At 71.1% G+C, this 14674-nt stretch carries 12 protein-coding genes and 1 pseudogene; 8 read left to right on the top strand and 5 right to left on the bottom strand.

The window, feature by feature from the left end:
• The 3 genes from OG627_RS08570 to cimA all read left to right on the top strand — a co-directional run bounded on the left by OG627_RS08570 (nucleotide 1) and on the right by cimA (nucleotide 4341).
• Complete coding sequence (locus OG627_RS08570; protein ID WP_329063039.1) at nucleotides 1–1050, top strand: 3-isopropylmalate dehydrogenase; 1050 nt, start codon at nucleotides 1–3, stop codon at nucleotides 1048–1050.
• Nucleotides 1051–1287: 237 nt separating this feature from the next.
• The gene (locus OG627_RS08565; protein ID WP_329063037.1) at nucleotides 1288–2379 is read left to right on the top strand and encodes a branched-chain amino acid aminotransferase; all 1092 of its coding nucleotides are present in this window, start codon (nucleotides 1288–1290) and stop codon (nucleotides 2377–2379) included.
• 354 nt (nucleotides 2380–2733) lie between these two features.
• Nucleotides 2734–4341, top strand: coding sequence for a citramalate synthase (gene cimA / locus OG627_RS08560; protein WP_329063035.1), 1608 nt, complete (start codon nucleotides 2734–2736; stop codon nucleotides 4339–4341).
• A 41-nt stretch (nucleotides 4342–4382) separates the two neighbouring features.
• Here cimA and OG627_RS08555 read toward each other — a convergent pair.
• Nucleotides 4383–4481: pseudogene (locus OG627_RS08555) on the bottom strand (RICIN domain-containing protein); the annotation flags it as partial.
• Nucleotides 4482–4537: 56 nt separating this feature from the next.
• On the opposite strand from OG627_RS08555, the gene OG627_RS08550 reads away from it, so the two are divergent.
• Entirely contained in the window at nucleotides 4538–5896 is a 1359-nt protein-coding gene (locus OG627_RS08550; RefSeq protein WP_329063032.1) for a hypothetical protein, read from the top strand.
• A 57-nt stretch (nucleotides 5897–5953) separates the two neighbouring features.
• Here the strand turns inward: OG627_RS08550 and OG627_RS08545 are convergent, their stop codons facing one another.
• Complete coding sequence (locus OG627_RS08545; RefSeq protein ID WP_329063030.1) at nucleotides 5954–6574, bottom strand: YceI family protein; 621 nt, start codon at nucleotides 6572–6574, stop codon at nucleotides 5954–5956.
• Nucleotides 6575–6812: 238 nt separating this feature from the next.
• Here OG627_RS08545 and OG627_RS08540 point away from each other — a divergent pair, with 238 nt between their 5' ends.
• On the top strand, nucleotides 6813–7322 hold the full coding sequence (locus tag OG627_RS08540) for a hypothetical protein (RefSeq protein WP_329063028.1): 510 nt from the start codon (nucleotides 6813–6815) through the stop codon (nucleotides 7320–7322).
• Between the two features lie 102 nt (nucleotides 7323–7424).
• On the opposite strand, the gene OG627_RS08535 is transcribed toward OG627_RS08540, so the two are convergent.
• Nucleotides 7425–8630 (bottom strand): glycoside hydrolase family 64 protein, encoded by a 1206-nt coding sequence (locus OG627_RS08535; RefSeq protein ID WP_329063026.1) that lies wholly within the window; start codon nucleotides 8628–8630, stop codon nucleotides 7425–7427.
• A gap of 240 nt (nucleotides 8631–8870) precedes the next feature.
• On the opposite strand from OG627_RS08535, the gene OG627_RS08530 reads away from it, so the two are divergent.
• The 3 genes from OG627_RS08530 to OG627_RS08520 all read left to right on the top strand — a co-directional run bounded on the left by OG627_RS08530 (nucleotide 8871) and on the right by OG627_RS08520 (nucleotide 13255).
• Nucleotides 8871–11264 carry a polysaccharide lyase 8 family protein gene (locus OG627_RS08530; RefSeq protein WP_329063024.1) on the top strand — a complete coding sequence of 798 codons (2394 nt, stop codon included), beginning with the start codon at nucleotides 8871–8873 and terminating at the stop codon, nucleotides 11262–11264.
• A 153-nt stretch (nucleotides 11265–11417) separates the two neighbouring features.
• On the top strand, nucleotides 11418–13001 hold the full coding sequence (locus OG627_RS08525; protein WP_329063022.1) for an acyl-CoA carboxylase subunit beta: 1584 nt from the start codon (nucleotides 11418–11420) through the stop codon (nucleotides 12999–13001).
• Between the two features lie 41 nt (nucleotides 13002–13042).
• On the top strand, nucleotides 13043–13255 hold the full coding sequence (locus tag OG627_RS08520) for an acyl-CoA carboxylase subunit epsilon (protein WP_329063020.1): 213 nt from the start codon (nucleotides 13043–13045) through the stop codon (nucleotides 13253–13255).
• A gap of 71 nt (nucleotides 13256–13326) precedes the next feature.
• Here OG627_RS08520 and OG627_RS08515 read toward each other — a convergent pair whose 3' ends face one another.
• On the bottom strand, nucleotides 13327–13908 hold the full coding sequence (locus OG627_RS08515) for a GTP-binding protein (RefSeq protein WP_031229389.1): 582 nt from the start codon (nucleotides 13906–13908) through the stop codon (nucleotides 13327–13329).
• Nucleotides 13889–14584, bottom strand: a complete 696-nt coding sequence (locus OG627_RS08510) for a DUF742 domain-containing protein (RefSeq protein ID WP_329063019.1) — start codon at nucleotides 14582–14584, stop codon at nucleotides 13889–13891. The genes OG627_RS08515 and OG627_RS08510 overlap by 20 nt, the downstream gene beginning before the upstream one ends.
• Nucleotides 14585–14674 lie beyond the last annotated feature (90 nt).

The following is a 14674-nucleotide window of genomic DNA, read 5'->3' as shown; positions in this document are numbered from 1 at the left end:
ATGTCTCGCAGCCTCAGTCTCGCAGTGATCCCCGGTGACGGCATCGGCCGGGAAGTCGTGGCCCAGGGCCTCAAGGTCCTTGAGTCCGTCCTCCCGCAGGACGTGAAACTGGAGACGACGGAGTTCGACCTCGGCGCCAGCCGCTGGCACCGCACCGGAGAGACCCTCCCGGACGCGGACCTCGACGCGCTCAAGGACCACGACGCGATCCTGCTCGGCGCGATCGGCGACCCGTCCGTGCCGTCCGGCGTCCTGGAGCGCGGACTGCTGCTCAAGCTGCGCTTCGCCTTCGACCACTACGTGAACCTGCGTCCGTCGAAGCTCTTCCCGAACACGTCGACCCCGCTGGCCGGCCGGCCCGAGATCGACTTCGTCGTCGTGCGCGAGGGCACCGAGGGCCCCTACACGGGCAACGGCGGCTCCCTGCGCACCGGCACGCCCGCCGAGGTGGCCACCGAGGTGAGCCTCAATACGGCATACGGCGTGGAGCGCGTCGTGCGCGACGCGTACGAGCGGGCCAACTCCCGTCCCCGCAAGAAGCTGACGCTGGTCCACAAGAACAACGTCCTCGTCTACGCGGGCCACCTGTGGAAGAACATCTTCGACCGCGTGGGCCAGGAGTACCCCGAGGTCACCACCGACTATCTGCACGTCGACGCGGCGACGATCTTCTTCGTCACCCAGCCCGAGCGCTTCGACGTGATCGTCACCGACAACCTCTTCGGTGACATCCTCACCGACCTGGCCGCCGCCGTGACCGGCGGTATCGGCCTGGCCGCGTCCGCGAACATCAATCCGGACCGCACGTTCCCGTCCATGTTCGAGCCGGTCCACGGATCGGCCCCGGACATCGCGGGCCAGGGGAAGGCCGACCCCACGGCCACCATCCTCTCCGTCGCCCTGCTGCTGCGGCACCTCGGCTTCGACGCCGAGGCCGTCCGGATCGAGGAGGCCGTCGCGGCCGACCTCGCCGGGCGTGACGGTACGGCGGCCTCCGCGCGTACGACCGACGAGATCGGTGACGCGCTCGCCGTACGAGTAGCGAGCTGACCCGACGACTTCCTCACGCAGCCGCCGGGTCTCCCCAGGAACCCGGCGGCTGCGCTGTGCGGTGCGGCCGCCGGGTGACACCATCAGCCACGGACCGCACTCACCCACACGTTTCCGTCCCGCCCTTCCGAGCGATAATCGGAGTGGGCCGCAGCACACGGGAATGCTCGGACGTCCTAGTAGGCGTAGCGGTGTGAGCACGGTCCGTCACACACAACCGGTGAAGGACGAGTATTCATGACCACGCCAACCACGATCGAACTCAAGCCCTCCTCCAGCCCGCTGTCCGACGCGGAGCGCGAGGCGATCCTCACCGCTCCCGGGTTCGGCCGGTACTTCACCGACCACATGGTGACGATCAGGTGGACGGAGGGGCGCGGCTGGCACGACGCGCAGCTCGTCCCGTACGGCCCGCTCTCGCTCGACCCGGCCAACATGACCCTGCACTACGCGCAGGAGATCTTCGAGGGGCTCAAGGCCTACCGCCGCCCCGACGGCACGGTCGCCACCTTCCGCCCCGAGGCCAACGCCGCCCGCTTCCAGAGCTCGGCCCGCAGGCTCGCCATGCCCGAGCTGCCCGTCGAGACGTTCATCGCCGCGTGCGACGCGCTCGTCCAGCAGGACAAGGCGTGGGTGCCGGCGCACGGCGGGGAGGACTCCCTCTACCTGCGCCCGTTCATGATCGCGGCGGAGGTCGGTCTCGGTGTCCGGCCGGCCAACGAGTACCTGTTCCTCGTCATCGCCTCGCCCGCCGGCGCCTACTTCCCCGGCGGCGTCGAGCCGGTCTCCGTCTGGCTCTCGGAGAACTACGTCCGCGCGGTCCCCGGCGGCATCGGCGACGCCAAGACCGGCGGCAACTACGCGGCCTCCCTGCTCGCCCAGGCCGAGGCGGCGGAGAAGGGCTGCGCCCAGGTGGCCTATCTGGACGCGGTGGAGCACCGCTGGGTCGAGGAGCTGGGCGGGATGAACCTGTACTTCGTGTACGGGGACCGCATCGTCACGCCGGAGCTGACCGGCTCCCTGCTGGCGGGCATCACCCGTGACTCGCTGCTCAAACTGGCCGGAGACCTCGGCTACGCCTCCGAGGAGGGCCGGATCTCGAAGGAGCAGTGGCGCCGCGACGCGGAGAACGGCACGCTCACCGAGGTCTTCGCCTGCGGTACGGCGGCGGTGATCACCCCCGTCGGTGTGGTCAAGTCGGCGAGCGGCGAGTGGACCCAGGCCGGCGGCGAGCCCGGCGAGGTCACGCTGAAGCTGCGCGCGGCGCTGCTCGACATCCAGACCGGCAAGGGCCCCGACGCCCACGGCTGGATGCACGAGCTGGGCTGAGAGCCTGCCGGGTCCGCGCCCCGGCGGCCCGGGTCCGCGCCCTCCGGGGCGCGGACCCGGCCGTCCGCCGTCCACCGCCCGCATCGTGAGACGGTTCCTCCCGTCCGGGCGGGACATGCGAAAATCGCCCCGTGCTTTCGTTCGCCATGATTATCGGCAGCAAGCGCGCCGGTCCGCAGTGACTGCCCCGTACCACCCGTACGGCGCGGCCATCGTGCCCCAGACCCGCGCGCAGACCTCTCGCACCCGCGAGGGGTTTTTTCGTTTTCCGGCCCCACCCCGGCGGAGAACGGGCGGCACGCGATGATGGGGGCAAGTGGAGCGAGACCTTCCACTCGACAGGAGCAAACCACCATGACCACAGAGTCCGCGGAGACCGACGACAGTTTTCATGTCTTCGACACGACGCTGCGCGACGGCGCACAGCGCGAAGGCATCAACCTCACGGTCGCCGACAAGCTGGCCATCGCCCGGCATCTGGACGACTTCGGGGTGGGCTTCATCGAGGGCGGCTGGCCCGGCGCCAACCCGCGCGACACCGAGTTCTTCGCGCGGGCCCAGCAGGAGATCGACTTCCGGCACGCCCAGCTCGTCGCCTTCGGCTCCACCCGCAGGCCCGGCGCCAAGGCATCCGAGGACCCCCAGGTCAGAGCGCTGGTCGAGTCCGGGGCGCCGGTGGTGACCCTGGTCGCCAAGGCACACGACCGCCATGTCGAACTGGCGCTGCGCACGACCCTCGACGAGAACGTGGCGATGGTCCGCGACACCGTCGCCCACCTGCGCGAACAGGGCCGCCGGGTCTTCGTCGACTGCGAGCACTTCTTCGACGGCTACCGCGCCAACCCCGAGTACGCCAAGTCCGTCGTACGGGCCGCCGCCGAGGCGGGCGCCGATGTCGTCGTCCTGTGCGACACCAACGGCGGGATGCTGCCCGCGCAGATCCACGCCGTCGTCGCCACCGTGCTCGCCGACACCGGCGCCCGGCTCGGCATCCACGCCCAGGACGACACCGGCTGCGCCGTCGCCAACACCCTCGCGGCGGTCGACGCGGGCGCCACCCACGTCCAGTGCACGGCCAACGGATACGGCGAGCGCGTCGGCAACGCCAACCTCTTCCCGGTCGTCGCCGCCCTGGAGCTGAAGTACGACAAGCGCGTGCTGCCCGAGGGCGCGCTCGCCGAGATGACCCGGATCTCGCACGCCGTCGCCGAGATCGTCAACCTCGCCCCCTCCACCCACCAGCCGTACGTCGGGGTCTCGGCCTTCGCCCACAAGGGCGGACTGCACGCCTCCGCGATCAAGGTCGACCCCGACCTGTACCAGCACATCGCGCCCGAGCTGGTCGGCAACACCATGCGGATGCTCGTCTCCGACATGGCGGGCCGCGCCTCCGTCGAGCTGAAGGGCAAGGAGCTGGGCATCGACCTCGGCGGCGACCGCGATCTGGTCGGCCGGGTCGTCGGCCGGGTCAAGGAGCGCGAGCTGAAGGGCTACACGTACGAGGCGGCCGACGCCTCCTTCGAGCTGATGCTCCGCGAGGAGGTCGAGGGCCGGGTCCGCGGCTACTTCCGCACGGAGTCCTGGCGCGCGATCGTCGAGGACCGCCCCGACGGCACGCACGCCAACGAGGCCACCGTGAAGCTGTGGGCCAAGGGCGAGCGCATCGTCTCCACCGCCGAGGGCAACGGCCCGGTCAATGCGCTGGACCGGGCCATGCGCAACGGTCTGGAGCGGATCTACCCGCAGCTGGCCAAGTTCGAGCTGGTGGACTACAAGGTCCGCATCCTCGAAGGCAGGCACGGTACGGAGTCCACCACCCGGGTCCTGATCACCACGGGCGACGGCGGCACCGAGTGGTCCACGGTCGGTGTCGGCGAGAACGTCATCGCGGCCTCCTGGCAGGCGCTGGAGGACGCGTACACGTACGGACTGCTGCGCGCCGGGGTCGAACCGGCGGAGTGACCCGGCCCGGCCCGGCTCCCGCCCCGGCCCTGGTCCCAGCTCTGGAGCCGCCACTTCTGGTTGGCGGCTCCGGTGCAGGTCCAGATCCGGGCGCGGGCCCCGTTGGCCGACGCGTTGTCCGTCACGTCCAGGCACGTGTCAATTTTGCCCACCCTTTGCCTGTCCGGTATTGCCACACTTCGGGTAGCGTCTGGGTATGAGGCCGAGGCTGTTTTCCACACTTTCCGGGCTGCTTCTCGTCTTTTCCGCGGCCGCCGTCGCCGCCGCGCCCGCCGCGACGGCCGCCGACACGGGTCCGGCGGCCGTGGGCGCGGCACTGAAGGAGGGGCCCGTCTATGTGGACCCCCGGGCCGCGTCCCAGCTCCCGGCGGCCGACGCCGAGGCCCTGGCGAAGAAGATCAAGGACGCGGGCAAGCCGGTCTTCGTGGCCGTCCTGCCCGCCACGGCCGACTTCCCGAAGGACAGCGTGCTGCGGACGGTGCGGACGCAGACCGGGGTGACGGGGCTGTACGCGATCCGCCTCGGTGACTCCTTCGGCGCCAACGCCGACCGTGCGGTCATGTCGCGGCAGGCCGTCGCCAACCTCGCCGAAGCGGTCAGGGCGGGTGGCCCGGTCGACACCGTGACCGAGCTGAACAACTTCGTGGACCAGGCGCTTCCGCAGGCCAGGGGCCAGGCCCCGGCCTCGTGGGGCACCGCCTCGGGAGGGGGTGACGGCGGCGACCCGGCCGGCGGTCTCATCGCGCTCGGCTCGATCGCCGTGGTGGGCGGCGCGGGCGCGTACGCCGTCACGCGCAGGAACCGCCGGAAGAAGGCGGAGCGGGAGCGGGAGGCCCTGGAGAAGCTGCGGGTCGTCGTGGACGAGGACATCACCGCCTTCGGCGAGGAGCTGGACCGGCTCGACTTCCACCCCTCGGAGGCGGGCGCGGACGACGCCATGCGCGCGGACTACGCCCACTCCCTGGACGCGTACGAGAACGCCAAGTCCCTGATGGGCTCGGCCCAGCGGCCCGACGACGTGAGCGGGGTGACGCGGGCGCTGGAGGACGGCCGGTTCTCCCTGGCCACGCTGGCCGCGCGCCGGCGGGGCGCCCCGCTTCCCGAGCGCCGCTCGCCGTGCTTCTTCGACCCGCGCCACGGCCCCTCGACGACCGACGCGCAGTGGTCCCCGCCCGCCGGGGCGCGGCGGACCGTGCCGGTCTGCGCGGCCGACGCGGCGCGGCTGGCGGACGGCGAGGACCCGGCGGTGCGTACGGTGGCGACCGACCAGGGTCCGCGGCCCTACTACGAGGCGGGCCCGGCGTACGGGCCGTGGGCCGGGGGCTACTTCGGCGGCGGCCTGCTGCCGGGGCTGCTGGTGGGGACGATGCTCGGCTCGATGATGGCGAGCCCCGCCTATGCCGCGGACTTCGGCGGCGGTGACGCCGCCGGCTTCGGCGGGGGCGACTACTCGGGCGCGGACTTCGACCCGGGCGACTTCGGCGGCGGCTTCGGTGGCGGCGGGGGAGGGGACTTCGGCGGCGGCGGAGGAGGCTTCGACGGCGGGGGCTTCTGAGGCCCGCCCCGCGCGCTCCGCTCCTCCCGTCCGCCGGTCACCGCGATCGCCGGGGGCTCAGGCGGCCGCCGCGGCCTTCTTGACCGCGGAGATGTCGAAGCCCAGCTTGACCTTGTCGCTGACCATCACGCCGCCGGTCTCCAGCGCCGCGTTCCAGGTCAGGCCCCAGTCGGAGCGCAGGATGGTGGCGCTGCCCTCGAATCCGACGCGCTCGTTGCCGTACACGTCGGTGGCCGAGCCGTGGAACTCCAGGTCGATGGTGAGCGGCTTGGTGACGTCCTTGATCGTCAGGTCGCCGGTGAGGCGGTAGGTCTCCGGGTCGATCTGCTCGACCGAGGTGGAGTGGAAGGTCATCTTCGGGTACGTCTCGGCGTCGAAGAAGTCACCGCTGCGCAGATGGCCGTCGCGGTCCGCGATGCCGGTGTCGACGCTGGCGATCGAGACGTCGATGGACGCCGTGGAGGCGGCCGGGTTCGCGCCGTCCAGGTTCAGGTACCCCTCGTGTTCGCCGAACGAGCCCCGGACATTGGTGACCATCGCGTGCCGGACGGTGAAGCCGATCGTGCTGTGGGCGGCGTCGATGGTGTATTCGCCGGTGAGCGCGGCCAGCGCCGGGTCCGCCTCACGGGTGGCGGTGGCGGTGGCGGAGCTGTCGTTCCTGCGGCCGAAGAGAGCCATGATTCCTCCTGCGAGTAATTGTTTAAGCTTCAACGAGATCGACCGTAGCGCTATCTCGTTCAAACTTCAACAGCATGAGGTCCTGCGCGAAATGTTCACTCCACCGAGTGACTCTCGTTGCCATGGACGCGCGTAGACATGGGCAGGATTCCCCCCGCTCCACTGTCCGGCCCTACGCACCGTTCGTAAGGATCCGGCCGTCCCCCGTCGGATCCTCAGCAGGAGAGGGACTCCCCCCATGAAAATCCGCTCGGTCCTCACCGCCCTCGCCCTTCTCGTGGGCGCGCTCCTCGCCCCCGGCTTCGGAGTGCTCGCGGCGGCCACCGACGCCCAGGCGGCCACGAAGATCACCCATGCCACGGCGACCTCGATGTTCAGCTCGTCCGGGGTCACCTGGTCGTCGTCGGGCGGCTGCTCCAACCGGAATGTCTCGACCTGTACGTCGTTCGACCAGCTCAACCTGGACACCGCCAAGGGGGCCCAGACGCTCAGGAGCGCCACCGGCTGCGCCCTCAACATCACGGGAGGCACGGAGACCGGCCACGCGAGCGGCACCTACTCGCACTGGAACGGCTACAAGCTGGACTTCGGCAAGTCGACCTGCGTCACCAACTACATCAAGAACACCTTCGCCTACATCGGTGTACGCGGGGACGGCGCCCAGCAGTGGCAGTCGGGCTCCGGCAACGTCTACGCGGACGAGGGCAACCACTGGGACGTGACGTACTACAACTGCGGCGGCTGCTGAGGCCGTACGCGGCGGTGCCCCGCCCCCACCGGTCGGTCCGGGGGAGCGGGGCACCGTTCGGGCCGGCGTCCTTCGCCGGGTCCCGCGCGTCTCGATCGCGGCTCAGGAGCCGACGGTCACCGTCCAGCGGCGCGGGTTGCCGTCGTGGGCCGCGCCCGAGACGTCCGGCTGGCCGTCGGGCTGGACGTCGTCGTACGGGAAGGCGTAGCCGATCGGGGTGTTGGCGTGCACCACCCGGGCGAAGTGGTTGGTGGCCGGGTCCTGGTAGTAGTCCGCCGCCGTGGCGCCGTTCGGCTGGTCGGCGTGGCTGAGGACCGTCGAGCGGCTGAAGGCGGCCCCGAGCCGGGCGAGCAGCCCCTTCTTGTCGTCCGAGTCCTCGGGGTTGTTGGCGAACGGGCCGCTGTTGCAGGTGAAGATGTCCATCGAGGTCGGCTTGGTGAAGGTGTGCCCGCCGTTGAAGGTGAGGACATCGCCGCTGACCCGGCCGGTGAACACGCCCCGGCCGCCCTGGAGGTCGATCTTCAGATCCGTCGAGCGGTACTTCTCCCAGACCTGGTCGACATAGCTGTCGAAGACGTGCTCGAACGGGGTCTCACCCGCCAGGTTCTGCGGGGAGATCACCCGCAGGACCTTGCCGTCGCTGCCGCGCAGGACCAGCTTGTCCCACGGGTGGCCGTCCACCGCCGCCTGCTCGGTGAGCCCGTCCGCGATCTTCTGGAGGGCGCCCTCCGGCAGCGGGGCGACCGTATGCGTGGCGTCGCCCTCCAGGGTGATGCCGATGGGCAGCCCCGTCACCAGGTCGACGTAGCTGATGTTGGAGAAGAGCTGGTCCGAGTTGAAGGTGAACTCGCAGAAGGACCAGGTGCGGTCGTAGTTCGGGTCCGCCTCGGTCGCGAACGCCGGCTCGACCAGCGAGGGCCCGGGGTTGAGGAAGAAGTCCAGCTTGTCGTCGCGTACGAAGTAGACGCGCGCGCCGAACATCTGAGGCAGCCTCAGCACGACCGGCTCGCCGCCCGCCGGGTTCAGCGGGATCGCGCAGTCGACCGGCAGCGGGGTCTGCGGGGCGCCGGGCGACTCCGGCCGGTAGACGCTGCCGTCGGCGCGCAGCAGCACCCAGCCGTTGGTGGCGGCGTCGTGGCCGGTGACGTACGCGCTGACCGCACCGGGCAACGACTTGTTCTGGAGGGCGATTTCGCAGGTCTCCGGGGCGGCCGAGGCGTGGGGGCTCAGGGCGCTTCCCCAGACGGGGTACGTGAGGGCCGTCGCGGCGGCGGCCGTGCCGGAGAGGAACAGTCGGCGGGATATCACGGAAGGTCTCCTGATACGTGGGGGGACGCCGGGCGCGGCGTGTGGGAGGAGGCGCCCTGCGTTGGCACCCACTCTTGCTACGCACGAGGTACCAGTCAAGAGTTGGGGCTGAGAGCGCTCTCACTACGGCGATGCGTGTACCCCCGGTAGCGGTCCGATGTGATAGACCGGTGAACAGCCGCTCCATGAGCCGCTGTTGAGGGCGGCGGCCACGACCCAGGTCCGATCGTGGAGGTTCCCGTGCCGCTGCCGTCCGCCCGGCCCCACCCCGCCACCGGCTCCCGTCGCGCCTTCCTGGCCACGGCCCTGGCCGCCGCCGGGGCGGGGGCCCTGTCCGTGCCGCTCTCCGCGCGGTCCGCCGCCGCCGATCCGTCCGCGTTCGAGGAGTTGCGGCTGCGCTGGGTGGATCTCCGGCTCGGCACCGGATACGACCCCACCGCCGAGCCGTATGCCTCCCGGCTCGCCGCCACCGGCGAACAGGCCGCCCGGCTGCGCGCGACGATGGCCCCGGCGGCCACCTCCCTCTGGCCGGACCGGCCCTTCGACCCGCCGTCCGGCATCACCCAGAGCTACACCCGGCTCTGGACCATGACCCGCGCCTACGCCCAGCCCGGTACCGGACTCACCGGTGACGCCACGCTGTCGGCCGACGTCGTGCGCGGACTCGACCACCTCGCCGCGACGGTCTACCGCCCCGCCACCGCCCCCTACGGCAACTGGTGGGAATGGCAGATCGGCAGCCCCCGGCCGCTCATGGACATCACCGCCGTCCTGTACGACCGGCTCACCGAGGAGACGAGGGCCGCCGCCCACGCCGCCGTCGACCACTTCATCCCCGACCGGCTGCTCACCGACTACACGGGCACCAGCACCGGGGCCAACCGCGTCGACCTCTGCCGCTCGGTCGTGCTGCGCGGCGTCCTCGGCGCCGCCCCCGACCGGATCGCGCTGGCCCGCGACGCCCTCTCGCCCGTCTTCCCGTACGTGACGACGGGCGACGGGCTCTACGCCGACGGCTCGTTCGTCCAGCACACCACGGTCGCCTACTCGGGAACGTACGGCCAGGTCATGCTGGACGGCCTCGGCCTGCTCCTCACCCTGCTCGACGGGTCGGCCTGGGCCGTCACCGATCCGAACCGGCAACTCGTCCTCGACAGCGTGGAACGCGCCTACGCCCCGCTGGTCTACAACGGTCTGGCGATGGACAGCGTCAGCGGCCGGGCCGTCAGCCGGGGCCTGCTCGCGAGCGACGACCAGCGGGTGCCGCGCGGCGACCACTTCCACGGACAGGGGCTGATCGCGGCCGTCGCCGTGCTCGCGGGCGCCGCGTCCCCGGCCGAGCGCGAGCGGTGGAGCGCGCTGGTCAAGGGGTGGATCGAGCGCGACACCGTGTCGCCCGTACTCACCGCCCCGCAGTTCGACGTGGCCGACCTCGCCCGGCTGCGGGCGCTCGCCGCCGCCGAGGTGCCCCCGGCCCCCGAGCCGACCGGCCACACGCTCTTCGCCGCGATGGACCGGGCCGTGCACCGCCGCCCCGGCTGGGCCGCCAACATCGCGATGGCCTCCGACCGGATCTCGCACTACGAATGCGGCAACGGCGAGAACCCGCGCGGCTGGCACACCGGCGCTGGAATGCTCTACTGGTGGCGCGCGGACGCGGGCAACGACCAGTACACCGACTGGTTCTGGCCCACGGTCGACCCCTACCGGCTGCCCGGCACGACGGTCTCCACCCGGCGGCTGGCGGACCGGGCCGGCGGCGAATGGGGCGAGCCCCGGCCGGCCGTACGGTGGGTCGGTGGGGTCACCGACGGTGCGTACGCCGCCGTGGGCCAGCACCTCAAGGGACTCGGCTCCACCCTCGAAGCCCGCAAGTCCTGGTTCTGCGTCGCCGACGCCGTCGTCTGCCTGGGCGCCGGGATCAGCTGCGCCGACGGGGTGCCCGTCGAAACGGTCGTCGACAACCGGAATCTGGGCGAGAACGGCGAGCACACCCTCACCCTCGGCCCCGGCGGCACCCACGGCCCGCACGGTCCGCGGCCCCGCTGGGCCCATCTGGCGGGCCACGGCGGCTGGCTCTTCCCCGGCGGCGCCGACCTGCGGACCCTCCAGGAGGACCGGACGGGAGCCTGGCGCGACATCAACACCGGCGGCTCACCCGAACGGCGCACCCGCCGGTACCGGACGCTCTGGCTGGACCACGGCACGGACCCCGTGGACGCCTCGTACAGCTACCTCCTGATGCCCGGCGCCTCCCGGCGCGCCCTCGCCGCCCGCGCCGCCGACCCGCGCTGGCTGGAGATCCTCGACAACAGCGCCGACCGGCAGGCCGTCGCGATCCGCTCCCTCGGCTGCGTCGCCGCGAACTTCTGGCGGCCCGGTACGGTGGGACCGCTCACCGCGACCGCGCCCGCCGCCGTCCTCGTCGTGGAACGCGGCCCTACCGCGACGCTCCGGGTGAGCGAGCCCGTACGCTCGGGAGAGCCGCTGGAGATCGTCTGGGACCGGCGGGTACGGGAGATCACCGGCCGGGACCCGTCGGTCGAGGTGCTCGAAGCGGGCCGTACGGTACGGCTGAGGATCACACCCGGCACCGCGGGCGCCACGCATGGCTGCATGGTGTCCCTCCGCTGAAATCTAGGGGGATCCCTACAACCCGTAGGGGTGGCGCGCTGTGCACCTGCCCCGCATCGGGTGCGGTTCTGTCCAGGCCCACCAGGAATACCGCCGGGAGACTGTGTGGAGTCGACGGCGCGCTTTCCTTGGTGGTGTTCGTAGGGTTGGGACATGACCGTAGTGGACGAGACGCCGAGCGGGCCCGCTGACGCCCGGGGCCGTGTGGCCGAATTGCACGCGCTGCGCCAGGAGGCCCTCCGGGGCCCCAGCGACCGCGCCACCGAGGCCCAGCGAGCCAAGGGCAAGCTGACCGCCCGCGAGCGCATCGAGCTGCTGCTCGACGAGGGCTCCTTCAAAGAGGTCGAGCAGCTGCGCAGGCACCGCGCGACCGGCTTCGGCCTGGAGGCCAAGAAGCCGTACACGGACGGTGTCATCACCGGCTGGGGCACGGTCGAGGGCCGCACGGTCTTCGTCTACGCCCACGACTTCCGGATCTTCGGCGGCGCGCTGGGCGAGGCCCACGCCACCAAGATCCACAAGATCATGGACATGGCCATCTCGGCCGGTGCCCCGCTGGTCTCGCTGAACGACGGCGCCGGCGCCCGTATCCAGGAGGGCGTCTCCGCGCTCGCCGGCTACGGCGGCATCTTCCAGCGCAACACCCGCGCCTCCGGTGTCATCCCGCAGATCAGCGTGATGCTCGGCCCGTGCGCGGGCGGCGCCGCCTACAGCCCGGCCCTCACCGACTTCGTCTTCATGGTCCGCGAGACCTCGCAGATGTTCATCACGGGCCCCGACGTGGTCAAGGCCGTCACCGGTGAGGAGATTACCCAGAACGGCCTCGGCGGCGCCGATGTGCACGCCGAGACCTCGGGCGTCGCGCACTTCGCGTACGACGACGAGGAGACCTGCATCGCCGAGGTGCGCTACCTCCTGTCGATGCTCCCGCAGAACAACCGCGAGAACCCGCCGACGGTCGTCTCCGAGGACCCGGCCGACCGCCGCTCCGAGGTGCTGCTCGACCTGGTTCCCGCCGACGGCAACCGCCCGTACGACATGCACAAGGTGATCGAGGAGCTCGTCGACGACGGCGACTTCCTGGAGATCCACGAGCGCTGGGCCCGCAACATCATCTGCGCCCTGGCCCGGATCGACGGTCAGGTCATCGGCATCGTGGCCAACCAGCCGCAGTCCCTCGCCGGGGTCCTGGACATCGAGGCGTCCGAGAAGGCTGCGCGCTTTGTCCAGATGTGCGACGCTTTCAATATCCCGATCGTCACGCTGCTGGACGTGCCCGGCTTCCTGCCCGGCGTCGACCAGGAGCACGGCGGGATCATCCGGCACGGTGCCAAGCTGCTGTACGCCTACTGCAACGCCACCGTGCCCCGGATCTCCCTGATCCTGCGCAAGGCATACGGAGGCGCCTACATCGTCATGGACTCCCAGTCCATCGGGGCCGACCTCACCTTCGCCTGGCCCACCAACGAGATCGCGGTGATGGGCGCGGAAGGCGCGGCCAACGTCATCTTCCGCAAGCAGATCGCCGAGGCCGAGGACTCCGAGGCCATGCGCACCCGCATGGTCAAGGAGTACAAGGCCGAGCTGATGCACCCCTACTACGCGGCGGAGCGCGGGCTGGTCGACGACGTCATCGACCCCGTGGAGACCCGCGAGGTGCTCGCGAGCGCGCTCGCGATGCTCCGTACGAAACACGCCGACCTGCCGTCCCGCAAGCACGGCAACCCCCCGCAGTGACCACCGCGTCCTCCTGCCGAGAAGACGGAGAGAAGACCTCCATGAGCGATCCCACGAACGATTCCCTGCTGCGCGTCGAGAAGGGCCAGGCCGGCCCGGAGGAACTCGCCGCCATCACCGCGATCCTGATGGCCCGCGCCGCCTCCCGGCCGCAGACCGCCGACGCCGCCGCCCACCGCGGCCGCTCCACGGCCGGCTGGCGCCGGCTGGAGCGCACCCCCGGGTTCCGCGCCCCGCACAGCTGGCAGGGCTGAACGTCCCGCAGTACGGCGAAGGCCCCCGCACTCCTTACGAGTGCGGGGGCCTTCGCGCGTCCGGGGACGCCCTAGCGGAGTCGGGCCATGAGGGCGTGTTCGACGAGGGTGATGAGTCCGCTTTTGGCGTCGGCGCGGTGGCGGGCGTCGGTGGTGATGATGGGGGTGTCGGGGCCGATCTGGAGTGCTTCGCGTACTTCGTCGGGGGTGTAGGGCTGGTGTCCGTCGAAGCCGTTGAGGGCGATGACGAAGGGGAGTCCTGAGTTTTCGAAGTAGTCGACGGCGGGGAAGCAGTCGGCGAGGCGGCGGGTGTCGACGAGAACGACGGCGCCGATGGCGCCGCGTACGAGGTCGTCCCACATGAACCAGAAGCGGTCCTGGCCGGGGGTGCCGAAGAGGTAGAGGATGAGGTCTTGGTCGAGGGTGATGCGGCCGAAGTCCATGGCCACGGTGGTGGTGGTCTTGTCTCCGGTGTGGGTGAGGTCGTCGATGCCGGCGGAGGCGCTGGTCATGACGGCTTCGGTACGCAGCGGGTTGATCTCCGAGACGGCGCCGACGAACGTGGTCTTGCCCACGCCGAAGCCGCCCGCCACCACGATCTTCGCGCTGGTGGTTGAGCGGGCTGCACCGCCGCTAGAGCTTGCGAAGTCCACTGAGCACCCTTTCGAGCAGTGTCACGTCAGGTGTGCCGCCGGTTTCCTCGCCGCCGGGCTGGTGGATGGCGACAAGGCCAGCCTCCGCCAGGTCGGCCACGAGGATCCGGGCGACACCCAGGGGGATGGAGAGGAGCGCCGAAATCTCGGCGACCGATTTGATCTCAAAACACAATTGGCAGATCCGCTGATGCTCGGGCAACTGCCCTTGCAGCTGGGACGGATCGGCTGTCGTACTGACCAGTGCCTCGATGGCGAGCTGGTACCGCGGCCGGGTCCGGCCGCCGGTCATGGCGTACGGGCGCACCAACGGATTGTGTGTGCCCATGGAGGGAGCGGGCTCCCGGGAGCGCCTCGGCCGGTCCTGCTGGGAGCGGGACTGCCTCGGCTGTTCGTACGATGGTTCGATGGGCTGTTCGTACGGCTGTGGGGGCTGGACCTGGGACGGGGGCCGGCGCTGGGGCTGGGGCTGCTGCGGTGGCTGCGGCGACTGGTAGGGCCCTGAGAGCGGCTCGTAACCGCCGCTCATGCCACCGCCCTGACCGCTCTGGCCACCGTGATTCCCCTGGCCGGCCTGACCGCTCGGCGCGGAGGGGAAGTTGAAGCGGTTCCGGACACGCTCACCCGGAAGCTCCGGGCCGCCGTCATAGGGATGCCCGTCTGGGGGTGTAGCCACGTTTCCTCCTCCGACTGCCGGTCGCCGGGCCCGATGTCTACGGACCTGTGCCACCCGCGCCACCGCACTTTAATGGTGCGGCGGCGAGCG

This window comes from Streptomyces sp. NBC_01429, from assembly GCF_036231945.1.
Lineage (GTDB): Bacteria > Actinomycetota > Actinomycetes > Streptomycetales > Streptomycetaceae > Streptomyces.
Note: the sequence above shows the minus strand (reverse complement) of the source record. Positions and strands in the feature narration are given on the sequence as shown.